Annotated in this window: 18 protein-coding genes; 8 read left to right on the top strand and 10 right to left on the bottom strand. The window is 45.0% G+C overall.

Annotated features, from left to right (window positions below; genetic code table 11):
- The first annotated feature begins 39 nt into the window (after window positions 1–39).
- The 3 genes from ACQ4XT_RS18365 to ACQ4XT_RS18355 all read left to right on the top strand — a co-directional run bounded on the left by ACQ4XT_RS18365 (window position 40) and on the right by ACQ4XT_RS18355 (window position 4634).
- Window positions 40–1197 carry a winged helix-turn-helix domain-containing protein gene (locus tag ACQ4XT_RS18365; protein ID WP_446854929.1) on the top strand — a complete coding sequence of 386 codons (1158 nt, stop codon included), beginning with the start codon at window positions 40–42 and terminating at the stop codon, window positions 1195–1197.
- Between the two features lie 58 nt (window positions 1198–1255).
- The gene (locus ACQ4XT_RS18360; RefSeq protein WP_446854928.1) at window positions 1256–2536 is read left to right on the top strand and encodes an MFS transporter; all 1281 of its coding nucleotides are present in this window, start codon (window positions 1256–1258) and stop codon (window positions 2534–2536) included.
- A 166-nt stretch (window positions 2537–2702) separates the two neighbouring features.
- Window positions 2703–4634, top strand: coding sequence for a fructose-1,6-bisphosphatase (locus tag ACQ4XT_RS18355; RefSeq protein WP_446854927.1), 1932 nt, complete (start codon window positions 2703–2705; stop codon window positions 4632–4634).
- Window positions 4635–4735: 101 nt separating this feature from the next.
- Here ACQ4XT_RS18355 and ACQ4XT_RS18350 read toward each other — a convergent pair whose 3' ends face one another.
- From ACQ4XT_RS18350 to ACQ4XT_RS18330, 5 genes are all read right to left on the bottom strand, one after another.
- Complete coding sequence (locus tag ACQ4XT_RS18350; protein WP_237417107.1) at window positions 4736–4918, bottom strand: YjcZ family sporulation protein; 183 nt, start codon at window positions 4916–4918, stop codon at window positions 4736–4738.
- Window positions 4919–5035: 117 nt separating this feature from the next.
- Window positions 5036–5872: a spore coat transglutaminase TGL gene (gene tgl / locus ACQ4XT_RS18345; RefSeq protein ID WP_446854926.1), complete on the bottom strand. Its 837-nt coding sequence runs from the start codon at window positions 5870–5872 to the stop codon at window positions 5036–5038.
- Between the two features lie 568 nt (window positions 5873–6440).
- The gene (locus tag ACQ4XT_RS18340; protein ID WP_446854925.1) at window positions 6441–8234 is read right to left on the bottom strand and encodes an LTA synthase family protein; all 1794 of its coding nucleotides are present in this window, start codon (window positions 8232–8234) and stop codon (window positions 6441–6443) included.
- Window positions 8231–9820 carry an aminotransferase class V-fold PLP-dependent enzyme gene (locus ACQ4XT_RS18335; RefSeq protein ID WP_446854924.1) on the bottom strand — a complete coding sequence of 530 codons (1590 nt, stop codon included), beginning with the start codon at window positions 9818–9820 and terminating at the stop codon, window positions 8231–8233. Before ACQ4XT_RS18335 ends, ACQ4XT_RS18340 begins: the two co-directional genes overlap by 4 nt.
- Complete coding sequence (locus tag ACQ4XT_RS18330; RefSeq protein ID WP_446854923.1) at window positions 9817–10386, bottom strand: glycerol-3-phosphate acyltransferase; 570 nt, start codon at window positions 10384–10386, stop codon at window positions 9817–9819. The genes ACQ4XT_RS18335 and ACQ4XT_RS18330 overlap by 4 nt, the downstream gene beginning before the upstream one ends.
- A gap of 214 nt (window positions 10387–10600) precedes the next feature.
- Between ACQ4XT_RS18330 and ACQ4XT_RS18325 the strand changes: the two genes are divergently transcribed.
- Together ACQ4XT_RS18325 and ACQ4XT_RS18320 are read left to right on the top strand one after the other, a co-directional pair.
- A complete protein-coding gene (locus ACQ4XT_RS18325) occupies window positions 10601–10963 on the top strand; it encodes a glyoxalase superfamily protein (protein WP_446854922.1) in 363 nt (120 codons plus the stop codon).
- Window positions 10964–11025: 62 nt separating this feature from the next.
- Window positions 11026–11682, top strand: coding sequence for a YdeI/OmpD-associated family protein (locus tag ACQ4XT_RS18320; protein WP_446854921.1), 657 nt, complete (start codon window positions 11026–11028; stop codon window positions 11680–11682).
- Between the two features lie 34 nt (window positions 11683–11716).
- On the opposite strand, the gene brnQ is transcribed toward ACQ4XT_RS18320, so the two are convergent.
- Entirely contained in the window at window positions 11717–13099 is a 1383-nt protein-coding gene (gene brnQ, locus ACQ4XT_RS18315; protein WP_446854920.1) for a branched-chain amino acid transport system II carrier protein, read from the bottom strand.
- A gap of 221 nt (window positions 13100–13320) precedes the next feature.
- A complete protein-coding gene (locus ACQ4XT_RS18310) occupies window positions 13321–13500 on the bottom strand; it encodes a hypothetical protein (protein ID WP_446854919.1) in 180 nt (59 codons plus the stop codon).
- A gap of 182 nt (window positions 13501–13682) precedes the next feature.
- Between ACQ4XT_RS18310 and ACQ4XT_RS18305 the strand changes: the two genes are divergently transcribed.
- From ACQ4XT_RS18305 to ACQ4XT_RS18295, 3 genes are read left to right on the top strand one after another with little or no spacing between them, the layout of a single operon-like run.
- Window positions 13683–14855 carry a hypothetical protein gene (locus tag ACQ4XT_RS18305; protein WP_446854918.1) on the top strand — a complete coding sequence of 391 codons (1173 nt, stop codon included), beginning with the start codon at window positions 13683–13685 and terminating at the stop codon, window positions 14853–14855.
- A 36-nt stretch (window positions 14856–14891) separates the two neighbouring features.
- On the top strand, window positions 14892–15371 hold the full coding sequence (locus ACQ4XT_RS18300) for a GNAT family N-acetyltransferase (RefSeq protein ID WP_446854917.1): 480 nt from the start codon (window positions 14892–14894) through the stop codon (window positions 15369–15371).
- A 47-nt stretch (window positions 15372–15418) separates the two neighbouring features.
- On the top strand, window positions 15419–15790 hold the full coding sequence (locus tag ACQ4XT_RS18295) for an FAS1-like dehydratase domain-containing protein (protein WP_446854916.1): 372 nt from the start codon (window positions 15419–15421) through the stop codon (window positions 15788–15790).
- A gap of 288 nt (window positions 15791–16078) precedes the next feature.
- Here ACQ4XT_RS18295 and sda read toward each other — a convergent pair whose 3' ends face one another.
- From sda to ACQ4XT_RS18280, 3 genes are read right to left on the bottom strand one after another with little or no spacing between them, the layout of a single operon-like run.
- Window positions 16079–16258 (bottom strand): sporulation histidine kinase inhibitor Sda, encoded by a 180-nt coding sequence (gene sda, locus ACQ4XT_RS18290; RefSeq protein ID WP_446854915.1) that lies wholly within the window; start codon window positions 16256–16258, stop codon window positions 16079–16081.
- 27 nt (window positions 16259–16285) lie between these two features.
- Window positions 16286–16918 carry an HD-GYP domain-containing protein gene (locus ACQ4XT_RS18285; protein WP_446854914.1) on the bottom strand — a complete coding sequence of 211 codons (633 nt, stop codon included), beginning with the start codon at window positions 16916–16918 and terminating at the stop codon, window positions 16286–16288.
- Window positions 16919–16970: 52 nt separating this feature from the next.
- The gene (locus tag ACQ4XT_RS18280) at window positions 16971–17585 is read right to left on the bottom strand and encodes a TetR/AcrR family transcriptional regulator (protein WP_446854913.1); all 615 of its coding nucleotides are present in this window, start codon (window positions 17583–17585) and stop codon (window positions 16971–16973) included.
- Window positions 17586–17863 lie beyond the last annotated feature (278 nt).

The raw sequence follows: 17863 nt of genomic DNA, 5'->3' as shown, positions 1-17863 counted from the left end.
TAATTCAAGGACTGATCCGCAGAAGTGAAGGTGGAACAAATGGAAAAATTACAATGGATCGATCATGAGCTGAAAGTGAAACATGCATCAGAAGAAGTATCTTTGCTCCCAAAAGAATATCAATTGCTGCAGTATTTATGGGAGCGGCCGTTTCAAGTGTTCTCAAGAGAGGATCTTCTTGATGCGGTGTGGTCGATGGAAAATCCCACAGACCGCACCGTGGATGACCATATCTATCGGATCCGGAAAAAGCTGACACCGCTCGCTTCTATCTTGAACATTGCTACAGTAAGGGGGAAAGGGTACCTGCTAAAAGTGGATGAGGAGGTCCACCAAAGTCCCCTCACGCAAGACCATGAAGTTGCCTCCAGTGCGAAAGTGCTCTTTCACAAGTACCACCTCTACGGGCAGGGAAAAGCATTGAAGGTGCTGGAGGAAAATCAGGATATCTTCGGTTTTGAACTGGATGTTGAAAACCAGTGTTACCTCCACTTCATGAAGGGTGATTTCCGGTGGTTTCTGAGGGATGAACGTTCGTTTTGGGATTGCTGTTATTATTTGCTGCATATCTATTCGTACATTCAACCCGATCAAGAGAAAAGTCTGGATTATTTCACAAGGGCATTAGAGGAAGAGAAACTCCCCGAATCTCACAGGACAGAAATACGATGGTTGAACCGGTTGAGTCTAATGATCTTTACCAAAAGGATTCAGGAAGCAGAACACCAGCTCAGCGCTTCAAAGGATGAAATCGAACATCGAGGACGGCAGAATATGTATCCTTTCCTTCTATTAACCGAACTTTATCTAGTATTCTTAAAGAACGAAAAATCGGCGATAGAGGAAAAGATGAAGGAAGTGAGGGAGATGCTGGAGAAGTATCCTTACTCTCGGGAACAAGCAACGTTTGTCATTTTAAAAGGAGTCCTATGCTTTTGCAAGCAGGAAGAAACCGAAGCAGATCGTTTCTTTCAAAAAGGATTCAAGTTATTCAAGGAAGCGAAGTATATCCCGGGTTTACTGATCAGCTTGAACGTCATCCTCTTTTTCATCAAAGAATTCCGGGCAGAGAGCCGTTTACTTTTTACATACCAAGAGATGTGGCAGGAACTTGCTGCTGAATACCGATTTTCTGAGTTGAAGACGCGCATTGAATACCAATTGGATGTTCACTTGAGAAAAAATAATAATCTCTGATATTCTTCTGATATTTCTCCGTTATCCTTTTTGCAAGAACGACGGGGAGGTAGGAAAGATGAAACAGAAACAATCCATTTGGAAAAACAGGAACTTTGTTACGTTTTTTTCAGCGAATGCCCTTTCTAATTTGGGAAATTGGTTTGACTTTGTAGCGGTATTGATTTTATTTCGATATACGTGGCAGGCCGATCCTTTGCTGATTGCTTTGATCCCAGTGATGTACGCCGTTCCCAGTATATTGCTCGGACAGTTCGCTGGTGTTTTTGCCGATCGTCGGGATAAGCTGAAAATCCTGGTCTATTCCGATTGGATCCGAGGGGTACTGACATTGGTGCTCGTTTTCACTCCTTACCCATACCTTGCCCTTGCCTTGATTTTCCTAAGGAATACGGCGGGGGCCATCAGTTTACCTGCCCAGCAGGGACTGGTGAGAAGGATCGTGGATGAAGAGGCCATCATGAAGGCGGTAACGATAAACGGAAGCCTGTTTCAACTCGTGAAAGTGGTAGGGCCGTTAATTGGTGGATCCTTGACTGCCGCTTTCTCACCATCTTTTTCAATCGCGATCAATGGTGCTTCTTTTCTTCTTTCAGGATTCATTCTTCTGTTCATTCGTCCCAATAAAGAGGAGGCAAAGGAACAGACAGAATTTCCAGGGGGAAACGTTGGATTCTGGACATCGTGGAAAGAAGGCTGGAGCTATGTGTTGACCAGCCGGATTCTGACCGCCAGCCTTTTATACGGCATCGTCACTACTTTGACCATTCAGATGATTGATGCCCAGTTTGTTACATTATTCAGTGAAGTGTTTCCTGAAAAATCAGAGCTCACCGGCTGGGTTATTTCAGCCATCGGGATTGGGTCGCTTCTCGTAGTCCTCGGTTTGAATCGATTGGATGAAATTAAGAAATACGGATGGTTTTTCGGCTCAGGAAGCCTTCTCATCGGTATCATGACCGGGGGTTTCGGCTTTTTGAACACCTCTACCATTCTATTTGTAGTCATCGGTCTGGGTCTCCTGGGGGGAATCGGCAATGGCCTCGCCTTTACTGCCGTTAATTATCTGATTCAAAAAGAGCCTCCAAAAGAAGCGATTGGGAGGGTATCCGGCATTGTAGACTCTACCTTGAGTTTGTTGTTCATCATCGGCCCGCTTCTGGGCGGCCTGCTCATTCATCAGTTTGGTGTAATGTCGGCATTTAAAACCATCGGCATAGGTTTGATCGGTATTGGTTTCGTAGGGATTGTCTTCCAAAATCTCATTTGGAAGCGGGCGAGCCCCGAAGCGGATGAACAGGCAAAGAGCCAGGAGGTTCAAGCGAATTCCAATGCTTAATTTACAGATGGAGGGATTTTCCTAACTGGAAACTCCCTCTTTTTTATCAAAGAGTATTGTCTTAGACAGAATCGTTTGAAATAATTAAGTGGAACAGCAAGGCTTGTCAGAGAGTTCGTCTTAAAAAAATGATCGCATGGTGAATTTTGAAAGGGGATACATAACCTTGAATACAAAATACTTAGACTTACTGGCTCAAAAATACGACAGCGAAGAAAAAGTGGTCACCGAAATTATCAATTTGAAAGCGATCCTGAACCTGCCAAAAGGAACCGAGCATTTCGTCAGTGATCTTCATGGGGAATATCAGGCGTTCCAACATGTGCTGAGGAATGGCTCTGGGAGGGTCAAAGAGAAAATCCGGGATCTTTTTGAAGAGGAAATGTCTGGTAGGGAACTGGACGAATTCGCGACCCTCGTGTTTTATCCGGAAGAAAAAATCAAGCTGATCAAAAATGGTTTTGATAATAACGAGGATTTGGAAGTGTGGTACACACACACCATTGACCGGATGATCAAGCTCATTTCCTATGCTTCTTCCAAGTACACGCGTTCCAAGCTGCGTAAAGCCTTACCGACGCAATTCGTTTATATCATAGAAGAACTGCTCTACAAGACGGATGACATTACTAATAAAGAATCGTACTATAAGAAAATCGTTCAACAGGTCATTTCCCTCGGCCAGGCGGACAAGCTGATCAGTGGTCTTGCTTATGCTACACAAAAGCTGGTAGTGGACCACCTTCATGTTGTCGGCGATATTTACGACCGGGGACCGGAGCCGGATAAAATCATGGAAACACTCATCCATTATCCGTCCGTTGATATCCAGTGGGGCAACCATGATGTGTTATGGATCGGTGCTTTTGCCGGGTCGAAAGTGTGTCTAGCGAACATTCTTCGCATCTGCGCCCGCTATAACAATTTGGAAATCATTGAAGATGCGTATGGCATCAACTTAAGACCGCTGCTCAACCTTGCCGAGAAATATTATGGCGATCATGCGGCGTTCAGACCTAAGATTCATACCGATGACAAACCGTCGGACCATGAGCAGCTGCAGATTACAAAAATGCATCAGGCCATCGCGATGATCCAGTTCAAACTGGAGAGTTCGATTATTAAAAGGCGCCCGTATTTCAACATGTCTGAGCGTCTGCTGCTTGAAAAAGTGGATTATGACCGGGAGGAAATCACCCTCCACGGGAACACGTATCCACTTGTGAATCCTTGTTTTTCAACGATTGATCCAGAAGATCCGAACCGCCTCCTGGAGGAAGAAGAACAGGTCATCGAGAAGCTGTTGTTTTCCATCCAGCATTCGGAGAAGCTTGCCAGGCACATGAAGTTCCTTATGAAAAAGGGCAGCCTGTATCTTAAATACAACGGAAACCTATTGATTCACGGGTGTATCCCGGTCGATGAAGAAGGAAATATGGAGAAGATGACGATCGAAGACAAGTCCTATGCCGGACGTGAGCTGCTTGATATTTTTGAGCATTATTTACGCTATTCGTTTGCGAATCCAAAAGAGACGGATGACCTCGCGACCGATATGGTCTGGTATTTATGGACGGGGCAGTACTCATCCCTGTTCGGAAAAAGAGAAATGACGACATTCGAGCGCTACTTCATCTCTGATAAATCCACTCACAAAGAGAGGAAAAATCCTTACTATTATCTGCGGGAAGATGAGGAGGTCTGCCGGAAGATTCTTGCTGAATTCGATTTGAATCCAGACCAGGGCCATATCATCAACGGCCACACGCCTGTCAAAGAGATTGAAGGGGAAGATCCGATCAAAGCCGGCGGGAAGATGGTCGTCATCGATGGAGGTTTTTCGAAAGCCTATCAATCGACAACAGGAATTGCCGGGTACACCTTATTGTACAACTCTTTCGGCATGCAGCTTGTCGCCCATAAACGCTTCAACTCGAAGGAAGAAGTGCTGCGGGATGGAACCGATGTATTGTCTGTGAAGCGGTTGGTAGATAAAGAGCTTGAGAGAAAGAAAGTCTTGGAGACGAATGTGGGAGAAGAACTGCTGCAGGAGATCTATATTTTAAATAGTCTGATGGAATATAAGTACATGAAGTAAGACGATGGAAAAGGACGATGGCTCATGGGGAGCCATCGTCCTTTTTAGGTTTTCATCTGTGTCCATGAGGGGTTTCCCTGACGGACGATTTTAGTAGTGGTTTACCACTTAATGCTGCAGCCGACAATGATCAAGAGAATGAACAATACCACGATCAAAACAAAATTGTTTCGACGTGGACGGCAGTGATACATTGGAGCAACGGGCATGTGAGGCATATTTGCACCCATATATGGTGCGTTCACGTTTGCACCCATCGTGTACGGAGCATTAACATTTTCCATGTGAAAACATCCCTTTCGTTTTGTTTCTTTGTCACTATATTGTACTCGCCTAACAGAAAGTTGAGCCCGTCAACCTTAAAAATGGGTGCATGTCACGAGTACACAAAACAGGGAATTTTAATACTTGGGCCTGTAGGTCAGCTCATACAGGTACTGTCTGAAAGAAACGGAACTCTTGTTGTGGTGGACGATGAACGGTCTCGTTTTATGAATGGTACGTCCGGTGGAGAATCTGGCTAATGGTCGGAAAGATGGGCGGGTGATCAAGCTCGTCAAATAAGCCGATTGCTGACTGTCTTCCTTCCTTTTCGTATTCAGACCTTCGATCATCTTTTCTTCTGTTCGGATACTGAACCCATGCCCGAAAAACTCGTTATTTCCGATCGCAATCGCGTTGACCCCCCGAAACCATGGAGTGGTCGGGTTCACATCAGGATTGTTGAAATAAACGACATCCCCCGGAATATAATGATTGATAAAATTTGAAGACAAACCGAGATCATCGTCGGTATGCCAGCTGTATAAATAGAGGTTTGGAAAAAGCGTGTTGAAGGATGAGTCACCCATCGTTTTCAGGAGGCCGTGGTAAAAGTTGATGACACAGGCTGTTGCGCACTCGAATTTGTACAAGGTGCTATTTTTGAATATATCCCGGATGGCGCCAGCGGGGGTGACCTGCCGACGCAATAAGAACCCGCCAGCTCTGGTCAGCTGCCAATAATCAGGATTGCAGCGGGCTGTCCGGAAAGTGGCAAAGGTTGACTCTCCTCCGTCCATCTCTTTTGCACTGGCAATGATATTTTTTCTACTTCTCACCTCAAATAAAAGCTCCTTTTCTGAAGAAAAAGAGTAGATGTTTGGAGTCTTCTGTAATGCTTTTATAATAGTCGTCTCGATTTGATCTGGCTTCCATGAATCACTTGGTTGAAACGGCATCCCGGATACCTGGATCATACGGTTCCTCCTTTGCGAAGTGAAACATCTGTCCTTGTACCTATCTTATTCATGAGTGAGTGGGATGATGTGTAGAGGCTGTCCTATGGGCGCAGTTGTGAAAATGTATATCGCGCAGGAAAACTGAGCCGCGCGGAGGAAGGTTGAGTCGCGCGCAGGGAGAGTGAGTCGCGCGCAGGGAGAGTGAGTCGCGCGCAGGGAGAGTGAGTCGCGCGCAGGGAGAGTGAGTCGCGCGCAGGAAGAGTGAGTCGCGCGCAGGAAGAGTGAGTCGCGCGCAGGAAGAGTGAGTCGCGCGCAAGGAGAGTGAGTCGCGCGCAGGAAAGTTGAGTCGCGCGCAGGAAAGTTGAGTCGCGCGCAGGGAGAGTGAGTCGCGCGCAGGAAAGTTGAGTCGCGCGCAGGAAGAGTGAGTCGCGCGCAAGGAGAGTGAGTCGCGCGCAGGGAGAGTGAGTCGCGCGCAGGGAGAGTGAGTCGCGCGCAAGAAGAAGAGGAACGAGCGCGAGAAGCAGGGAACGCGCGTGAGAAACATGTAACACACACAAGAAAAAAGGAGTCATGGTCTCATGACTCCTTAATCTATGTACCGCAGCCAATCCCCTTTGATCACTTGATCAGAGAGCTGCAGTTCGCCTCTGGCTTTGTTTCTTCCTTCTTCACATGCCTGGTTGGATAAGGAGGTACTTATTTCTGTATCCAGGCATTGTCCTTTAATATACATGGTAGATTCAGAGATGTAATTACCGTTGCGGAAGGTGACAAAGGCGTCGTGCTTCCGGGTCAGCAGGTTCTCGCTAAAGCTCATATAGTTTGCGCTCCGTTTTCCCAGGAGGTGTAGAACTGTCGCACGGATATCGATTTGGCCGGCAACTTTATTGAACGCTTCTCCTTGTAGTCCCGGAATATGGATCAGAACGGGGACGCGCTGGTTCTTGATGTGAGAAAAGGTCGTCTCTGGCTGGTCGAGCAATTCAAATAGACCTTCCTCATATTCTGTGGAGATTCCGTAATGATCTCCATAAAGGACGAACATCGTATTTTCATACATCCCTTGTTCTTTTAATCTCTCCATAAAGGTTTCAAGAGAGGAATCCAAGTAGTGAACGGTTGAAAGATAACGATTCACAACGGGTTCTGAGGTCACGTCCGTTTCAAACGTCTGGTCCTCTTCATGCAGCAAAAACGGGAAGTGGTTCGTCAACGTGATGAATTTAGCTAAGTAAGGCGTGTCCAATTCCTTCAATTTGGGTACCGACTGCTCGAAGAAATGGAGATCCTCTAGGCCATAGTTGACAGAGTTTTCTTCGGTGACCGTATAGTCCTTTTCTGAAAAAAAGCGATCGTAGCCTAACGTGTCATACATTTCCGTACGGTTCCAGAACGATCGCTCATTGCCGTGGAAGACGGCAGACTGGTAGTTTCCGAGTATCTCCGGCAGACCGTGAAACGCATTGTCGGGACGGCGGACGAAGACGGAACCGCCATCGAGCGGGTAGAGGCCGGTATCAAGCATGAACTCGGCATCGGAACTTTTTCCCTGGGCGGTTTGTTCATATAGGTTAGAAAAATAAAAGCTCTCGTCCTTGATTTCGTTTAAGAACGGCGTCACTTCTTCGCCATCAACTTCCAAGTCCAGGACAAAATTTTGTACGGACTCAAGCCCTATGAACACGACATTCATCCCTTCAGCTTCCCCGAACCATTCGGTCGTCTCCTTTTCCTGCTCTTTGACGTAGGCCTGCATCGGCTCTGCATCGCTGGGGTCGGACAACCATTTGAACAACGGGGAGCGGATGGAGTGCCCGACATCGAACCATTGATAGGTAAACAAACTCATCGTCTGCACAAATTGGGTGCGGTTGTAATTCTCTGTGAGCACATAGGGCTTGTAGAGAATACCGGCCGCAAGCATGGTGATGGTCAGAAGGCTTGCAACTCCAAGGTACCCCTTTTTCGGAGGCAGCTGGAATGTTTCCTTTTTGAACATCGCCCAGCCGACCACAAAAATATCAATAAATAAAAGCAGATCCCACGGGGAAAAGAGCTCCCACGTACTGCGGCTCAAACCGCCGACATTCCCAATTTGAAGGAGGATCGTCAAGGTCATGAAGTCTTCATAAAAACGATAGTACAGAAGGTGGGCGTACATCCAGAACGTCACGAGAAACAGGAGTGCTGGTAATACCCACTTCCTGAACCTGTGCGGTGTAAAAAGCGGCACGCTGAAAAGAAGCATCACAGGACCGATAATAGTCAGGATCATCACAAGATGTCCGGGCCAATGCGTCGGCTGCAGCTGAAAACCGATGTACATAAGAAGCACGATTTTAACCCAGTAAAAGGCAATCAGCCCTGTGTACGCCTTCATGAAGAAACCCTTTTCTGTTCGGTCTCCTTCAAGCGGTTCATGGCATCAAGCAACCGGGTGATGTTTACATGAGAGACCGTTCCCATTAAGGCAATCTGCATCCAGTTCTGCTCTTGCAAATAGCTGCTTTCATAATTGACTAAAATTCCCTGCTTCTTCAACCGATTCCCGTACGTGACGGAAGAAAGTGTGGAGGGGAGGGCGATGGTGACGATGCCATTTGAGTACGTCTTGTCCCCAATAACCGTCCACCCTTGGTTTTCCAATTCCGATCTCAGCAGAATCATCCCTTCAGCCTTCGTTGATTCATCAAGCTCCAGTGCTTTTTTTAAAGCAAAAAGAGCGTTTGAGGAGTGTGTAAAGGGTGTGCTTTTCTTTGATGCGTATAATCCTAAGTCCAAGTATCTTGGAATCGTGGAATTCGGAAACGGTTTGTGATGATGAAAGACGATCGCGAGACCGGGATAAGAGCCAAGTCCTTTTCCACTCACACTGGAAGCCAGATACACACCACGAAGGTCCACGTCATCGACGCCGAGGGAGCTGCATGCATCGAGGCATAGGTGCACGTCATAGTCGGCGGCTGCTTCTTTCAGTGCTCCGAGGTCGTATAAATAGCCGGTGGAGGTTTCACAATGGACCGTCCATATCCAGCGGATGGTCGGATGCTTTTCCAACACAGAACGGACTTCATCCATGGAGATGGACGTGTTCCACTTCTTTTGGATGGTGTGAAAAGGGAGGTCAGCTCTTGTGGCGTGATCGATCAACCGCTCTCCGAACTCTCCATTGGACAAAATCAGCCCTTCCCCATCAAGCTGCTTGATTTGCTGGGCCACCACATCATTGGCAAGCGTTCCCGTTCCGACAAGGATGGAAGCATGATGAGCGTTCGTTCTTTCACTCAACAGAGACTGTACATTCGTCATCATCTCGAAAAATTCATCTGAACGGTGGGACAGTGTCGCTTCACTCAGTGATTGAGCCACATCTTCATCCACCGGAACAGGTCCGGATAAAAAAGAAATCGGCTCATAGCGGGCGAGAATGCGGTGATAGGCCTGTGTCGCCTTGACGAAATTCTCCTTCGTCAGCTTCATCGGCTGATAAGGTGCTTCCTTCGTCCCTACCGTATGGGCAAACGGTTCAAAGCCCAGCTTTCGATATAAGACGAGTTCACGTTCAGTACCCGAAATGAGCGCGACATTAAATTTTTGCTTCAGGCAGTAACTGGCCAGCTGGTCAATCATACCAAAGAAGGTCGTCCGCTTCCGGTATTCTTTTTTCACCGATAGCAAACGGATTTCGCAGGGGACGGAGCCCTCTTTCAAATAGTCATCGATATCTGGCAGCTTATGATCGAGAGAAAAGGGACGATCGCCTCGGACAGCAATCATGCCGATGACTTCCTCTTCTTTTTTGGCAATGATATATGTATTTTCATTATGGAATTTATCTGTGAGTCTACGAGATTCATTTTGGTCATGTTGGGGAATCTCCTCGACGAAGGTGGCATAATTCAATTGATGGATCTGCTCGTATTCTTTATCAGTTGATGCCACTTTATAAGTGAATGGTTGTTTCATAGATGTTCCTCCTCTTTCTTGCTGCCTGGATGTACAGGGTATATATGGGAAAGGACGACCAATCCATATCCAATCAAAAGTCCGAAACTAACAACTGGATTTCCTCGGAAAAAGGCACTGAGCACAGGGATGATCATAGCGCCTACCATCACTTTTGAAAAAGAGACGGGAAGGGATTTGGCGAGTAATGCGGTTCCTCCAAAGATCAAAAGTCCCGGCCACTCGAGGACAAGAGTGCAGGCAAGATAGACGACAACGCCCTTGCCTCCGCGGCCCTTCAGCCAAACCGACCAAATATGACCAGCAACCGTGGCCACAATCATCGCCGCAAGGATGACAGGGGAGAGGCTTAGGTAAAGAGCAAGGCTCAGAGGAAGAATGGTTTTCAGTGCATCAATCACCACGGTCCAGATGAACGCTTGTTTACCTGCCATTCTGCCTGCGTTTCTTGCTCCCCCTGTGCCACTTCCGAGCGTTGTAATATCTTCCTGCATCTTGCACTTCGTCACCACGTATGCGCCATTGATTCCAGCGAACAAATAGCTGATCATCGTCCAAATCCACATATCCTCACCCCTCGTACTTTCCAACATCTATCATACGATGCAACCCATGAAATTGTTTCATAATATGGGAAATTTATACGGGGCCATATGACATTTTACAATTATTTCAAAATATCGTGTGGATGACAAAAGATTTGCTTTTCGTCAGCTACTTTTTCTGGAAATATTCTTTATAATAGAAAAATAAGAGGTTTGTTTAGGAGGAGGAAGGCGGATGCAGAAGGTTATTCCGACATTGAAAATTTCAAATGAAGAAAAGAGTCAGGCTTTTTATGTAGAGGGTCTTGGGTTTCGAGTGGATTGGGAGCACCGTTTTGAACCTGGTTTTCCCGTATTCTTGCAGATTTCAAGGGGAGCGGATGTGCTCTATTTAACCGAGCATGAAGGAGATTGCCAGCCCGGCGGTTTGGTTCATTTTCTCGTTGAAGATGTCGATCGTCTTTATGAGACATTGCCGCAGGAAAAACTTGAATTGAATCCTCCTTTTGAAATGGTAAAAGGCATCCGAACATTAAGTATCAGCGATCCGGATGGAAATGAACTTCGATTCATGAATGAGAAGAAGGAAACTCAATAGTAATCCTGCTATATTATTTTAGTATCATACTCATGGACTGACGAAAAGAGGAGGAGTTTCTAATGACCGCGATCAAAGAGAAGTTGAAGCTAACGAATTACAAACATATGGCTGTCCTTAATCAGCCGGAGGACTATGATTTGTTCGAGGGCCAACCGACAACACTATCGGAGCATCACGATGCGGTTTTCATTTTTGTGAAAAACGTGGAGGAAATGAAAGCACACTTGCAAACTCTTGTACGTCGTAAGGAAGTTTTAGCAGAGAAAGGCTACGTTTTCTTTGCCTATCCGAAAAAAGGAAATACGCGTTATGAGACTTACATACACAGGGATGATATGTTTCCAGCATTGAAGATTGGAGAGGATAAGTATGTCGAAGGTAGCGACATCAAGTTTTCGCGTATAGTCAGTATGGATGAGGTTTACACAGTTGTCGGTATGAAGCGGGAGAAGAAAAAAGCACCAAAAACCAATCCGGCTAGTCAGTGTGTGGCTGACTATGAAGAAAAGGTAGAAGAAGTAGAAAGATTATTAGAGGATCATCCGGCCGAACAAGAATTTTACAAAAGCTTGACGCCAGGGTACAAACGGGATTGGGCCCGGCAGATTTTTTCTGCCAAACAGCAGTCGACGCGAGATAAACGAACAAATCAGATGATCGAGATTTTATCGGAAGGATATAAATCACTGGACTTGTACCGCCGCAAGAAAAAGTAAAAAGACCAAACCCGTGGGCTTGGTCTTTTCTTTATTATTGAGATAAATGTTCTGGCTCATGCGAAAGGACGGGGGAGTTGGATTTGTTCTCCTCTTTCAAGGTATAACCGATGACGGCACCGATCAATGCGGGCAGCATCCAGCCGAGCCCAATTCCGTATAGCGGAAGATACGCTTGATAGAATCCGTTAACCGACTCCATCAGAGGATTCGCCACACCAGGGATCGTTCCCAGAAGCGCGTTGTAGCCATCGATGGTACTGACGAAAACAGTCAGCATCATAGCTCCGGCATAGACTGTACGTTTATGATTAAACAGTTTGGAGCTGAGTCCGAGCAGAATCAGTACAATCGCCATTGGATACAAGAACATCAGTACAGGAATCGCATACTGGATGATGTTCGTCAGACCGAAGTTCGCGATCATGAACGACATCAAGGAAAGAATCAGCACGAATGTCTTGTAGCTGATTTTCGGATAGACCGTATGGAAAAATTCACTGCAGGCGATAATCAATCCGATACTCGTTTTCAAACAGGCAAGGACAATAATGATGGCCAGTAGAATCGCGCCATATGGACCGAAGTAATGCTCGGCAACCGCGGCAAAAGTGAGACCGCCATTTTCCAGATTGCCGACGACAGATACGCTGGAAGCTCCCATGTAGGCGATCAGCCCGTAAATAAGCATCATAAGCACCATGGCGAAGATTCCTGATTTCCATGTCGTTTGGGCAATGGCTTTTGTATCGGTAATTCCCATATGACGGATTGCGGTGATCACCAGAATCCCGAGTGCCAGTCCACCGAGGGCATCCATCGTATTATAACCTTCTGTGAATCCTGTCATGAAAGGGACCGAGGCATAATCGCCCGTCGGTGCTCCGAAATTGCCCATCGGTTTAACGATGGCGGTAATGATGAGAATGGATAAAAACAGTAAGAATGTCGGCGTTAGGTATTTTCCGATAATATCCATGACTTTGGCTGAGTTCAGGGAAAAATAATAGACGAGTGCGAAAAATACAAAACTGAATACCGCAAGCCACAATTGTGTCTGATCAGGTTGGATGAAGGGTTCAAATCCGACGACAAAAGGAACCGTAGCCGTTCGCGGGATCGCGAAAAATGGACCGATTGTTAAATAGAGAATGACAGCGAAAGAGATTCCGAATAACGGATGAACCCGGCCTGCCAGATCATTCAAGCCTTGACTCCCGGACAATACAATCGCAAGGATTCCCATTAAGGGTAGAGCAATCGCCGTTACAAGAAACCCGATCAATGCCGGCCAGAATGAAGTTCCTGCCATTTGACCGAGTTGAATGGGAAAGATTAAATTGCCTGCACCGAAGAAGAGCCCGAAAAGCATCGTCCCGATGACGGCATACGTAGAGAATGAGTTTTTCTGTTTCATAGGTTCGTTCCTTTCTTGATGTAATGGTTTGCTTTAAAGGAATAAAGATAATCCTAACAAGAATGTCTACAGGGGACAATAGACTTTTCGATATTCTTAGAAAATAATCAGATGATACCGCTTTCTGTATGGATAAAACTAAAAGGACTTCCTGAATAAGGAAGTCCTTTTTGCGATTGGCTCGATATTTATGGCAGGCTCCTGGAAAAATCGCCTGTTCTCTATGCGTCTTTTTGAGTCAGTTGATGATCATTGTTTCCACATTCCGGACACTGCGTCCAAACAACATAAGCCGTTTTATCTTCAAATTCTTTAGGGACCACTTTAATAACTTTAAGAACATTGTGGTAGCAGCTCGTGCATCTTTCCTGGATGGACTGCCCCACCTTCATTTCTGACATACGCTCACTCCTGATCACTTATTTCAAATGAGTACCGAAGTCTCAAGAGTTTTTCCAGTATAACGTTTATAAGGAGATGAGTCAAAGTGAAGTAGTCTTCCGTATAGTAGACTACTAATTTTTTCAGACAATTAGGAATTATATGTTAAAATATTGAAGGGATAACGAACTTTAAACAAGATGTGGGAACAAAAAGAGGGGATATCCACCAACTCTTCAATTCAAAGAATCAACACACTTACGAACGTGATGAAAAAGGAGATAAAACCATGGAGTTTTTGACGAAACATTCAGTCACAGAATTAGAACAAATCAACCGTGCGCTGGAAAATGAAGGGGTAAACCTATTAGCTGGAGAATCGGACATCAAACGCCTGGGGGAAGGGGCCTGGCACTATGCTTACTTGATTGAAAGTGATCAGCTTGTCCTCCGGATTCCTAAAAGTTTTGCGTATGATCAAGCCGTCGACTTCAACCGGGATCAATTGATGGCGGAATATGGCTCTACCGAAGCCTTTTACAAGACAGCGAACCAGGCGCAGAAAGGCATGTGTCCTGAACACTTCCATTATTACATTAATGAAGATCTTACCTACACGATTGAAACGTATGTGGGTCAAACGCTGGGATTGGAAGGACAGACCCAACCACAATCGAAGCAATACGGAAGGGACATAGGGGAGTTCTTCCGTGCCCTTGAAGAGATCGATCCTCCTTATGAAGGCATCGGATATTTGGAAGTCGGAGAAAACGGGGAACTGAAGGGCGGTCTCGACATGGATTTGAGTGCATGTATCGTCGAAGAGAGAGGAGAGTATGAAGAAGAACTTCATGTCCTTCTCTCAAGTGACTATGCATTCAATAAAGAAAAAGTGGCTGCCACCGGAAAGGAATTAATCCCCAACCGGTCCATCGACCGGGAAAAGCGGATCTTGACCAACCAGGACACATCACCTGAAAATTTGATCTTCACAAAAAGCGGTGTGAAAATGATCGACCCTTTTCCGATCCTTTACACAGGGACTTCGCTTGCCGCTAACCATGTGTTCAATTATCATACCTTTTTCCAAACGGTCTACGATACAAGGAGATATGGAAAAGGAAACTATCATCACCATGCCCCTTTGTTGAAAGCTCATGCTGGTGGATTTGTAGATGGATATACGCAAGGTTCAAAACAGAAGCGGACGGATTTACATATTGAAGTGTTTCTGAAGCTTGTGACGATGGCTCATGCTCATTTTGAATTGCTTCAGGAAGATACGTTGACACAAGAGCAGATCATACGGTTTGGAACGAAAGAACAAATTGAAAAGCGTCTGTATATCTACCTCGCCGAGTTAGAGGATTTTTAAGAAGGAAGTGCGCTTGGGAAAAGGAGGAGAGGAGCTTTGGAAAAAGAGGGGAAAGAACAGGTCTTAACACTGGACATCCTGCCCTTGCATAAAGCGGTGGAGGACGAAGCTAGAGAACTCATATTGGCCGGGTTTTTGGAGCGCTTTGGGTTTATCGATCATTCGATGAATCCCGATTTGAAAGATATGATGGGTACCTATCATACGGAAGGAAATGTATTCTTTGTTGCCCTTAATGATGGTGAGCTTGTAGCAACGGGGGCCGTTAAGAAAGAGGATCATCAGGTGGGGAGAATTGTGCGGATGTCGGTGAAGGGTACCTATAGAAGAAGGGGCATCGCGCAAAGGATGCTAATGATACTTGAGGATGCGGCACGATCCAGCCAGTATGAACGACTTGTATTAGAGACGCATCATACTTGGGAAAGTGCTGTACGGCTTTATACATCCAATGGCTATCACCTTATTTCAGATGATGGCGAACGTTACCATTTTGAAAAAAACTTAGCGAGATAAGATGTCACAATGAGAATTCCTATTAATCATGTAAAGGGGAGAGGACGATGAGAACAGGGGATGTGTACACGTGGAAGCGCACGTTTACGAACGAGGAAGTGTTGGAGTTCGGCCGGATTTCCGGTGACCAGGGGAGACACCATGTGGAACCGGATGACGAGGGAAGGCTGATGGTTCAAGGCTTATTAACAGCGACGATTGGAACGAAGATCGGTGGAGATTTGCACTATATTGCAAGGGATATGGTCAGTGAATTTTTACGCCCCGTTTTTACAGGGGATACGATTACCTGTGAAGTGAGTTTGGAAAAGGTTGCTCAGGCGGAAGGTCATAAGAAAGTGGAAATGAAGTCTGTCTATCGTAATCAAAAAGGAAAAGAAGTGTTAATTGGTTCTAGTCACGGAATGATCAGGGATTAGTACATGAAAGATCGGGGAAGGCCTGAATTCTCTGGAGTGCTGGTGGAGTTTGTGGCCTGCCCCGGATGCTGAAGTGGTAATGGACCGAACGCCGGACCGACTTCTATACCGGATAAAGTGAATGGTCATTCTAGAAGGATGGCTTGTTTTGCTATGCCTTAAATTAATGAATCAGTCCTTTTAAGTCAAGATGTACGGCATGGTTACCTGTGCTTCTATAAAAAGGGGGCTTCTAATTTCTATTGATCCTTTTTCTAAAACACGTCCGCCGTGCTAAGCACCTGGACATCATTTTTTGAGCGATTTTAGGAAAGGATCATCTTTCCCATTAAGGGATGTTCTATCGCAACAGTTCTGCTTCCTCCTCAGTATTTCTTGATTTAATAGTTCAATGAAATCAGGGCGAAGTTCAAGTTTTTGGGCTTGAATATAAGTTTTTTTCAGCATGTGGTCGCTTAAGTCTCTCACCCTCAACTTTCCTCCTTCAGGAATGATTTATTTAACAAAAGAGTGGTCTCTTTGTTCCGTTTGAGATTGGTTTTCTATAAAGAGCGAAAAAAAAGCTAGATACTCTGAATCAAAATGACTGTTTACATAGCTCTTTAAGTTTGCAAGCGCCTGCACATAGGTGAGGTCGGGTTTATTGGTATTTATGGAAGACATATTTGTATAAGCATCGATGATTCGTACAATCTTTGCTGAATCGGGAATGCTGCGATGTGTAAGCTGAGAGGGATAGCCCGTTCCATTTATGTTTTCGTGATGGTGAAGGATTAATAGTGGATCTATATCAATTTCCGGATACTGAGAGACGATGTTTAAACTATATTCGGGATGCTTTTTTATTAGGGTCGAGTCATATCGTGTTAATGCATGTTGGTTATCCAACATGGAGGGAGGAAGTAATAGATTTCCTACATCCCTCATAAGTACGGAGCGTAAGGATTTAATGGTCAAGCATTCATTTAATGAAGAGAATCTACAAAAATCATAATACATGGCAGTGGTTAAAGTGGAATGTTCATAAGAGTCTGCGTGATGTTTTTTCAGTTTACATAACAATTTTTTAATGGGAGGTGAGTATAAATAGAGCAGATGTGAATCCATTTGCTCTTTATTATTTTTCATTCTATAGCCTCCTGCGACAACCTCAACATTTACCGTCATCCTATGTTTTGATTCATTTGGTTGCCAAGTTTGAATTCGTATTAGTGGGTTCCAGGCCTCTCCAAAAAGTGTCGAAAATGGTTTGAAGCAACTGTTCCTTTTCTGGTACAGCATCATAAACGTGAGACAGAGTGGCACCTTCAAGCAGACAGTAATAAGCACTGGCAAGGTAAAAGGGTTCATGCTCAGGTTTAATTTGTCCTGTTTCTATCCCCATTTGAAAAATGCTTTCCAAGTAGGTGATCACAACCTCTTTGGCAAGTTTCAGCTTGTCATCAATGATATCTTTCAAGTCGATCGGTGGAACGATAAGAGCCGTCTGCCAAAAAATAGAGATGAACTTTTCTTTGTTTGAAGTCGTATAGGCCGTATATAAAATATCGGATAAAGCTTTCTTTGTATTCGTTTTTCTAATGCTTTTTTTCCTTCGATCCCAATACTCGTAGTGGAATTCCAATAAGTGATCTAAAACGGCAAGATACAAATCTTCCTTGCTGTTGAAATAACTATAGATGGATGATTTAGTAATCTGTGATTCTTTTGCGATGAGAGCCATCGAAGCTCCTTGGTAACCATGAACAGCAAAGAACTGAAGAGCATTCTGAATGATCGCTTGTTTTGTTTTCATAAGTTCCCCCCACTAAATATTTATCGTTCTATCTTTCATTATAAAGGATTACATGATGAGAGGAACATAGTAGATTAGGTTTCCGAACGGTCGGTCATCAAATTTCAAAAAAAAGAGAGTGGTGATGATCAGTGGATCCTTATTGTAGTCATTAAGAATTGATGAGTAAATGAATTTTTAGTTGTATTTAATATTCTAAGAGAGGCATCACTCCTTATGTATCTTCATTCAAAGAGGATATTCCTATAATATTTTTAACACTTTATTTGACAATTGGT

It is taken from the genome of Halobacillus sp. 12SKB (assembly GCF_052941655.1).
This window is presented reverse-complemented; position numbering and strand designations above follow the sequence as displayed.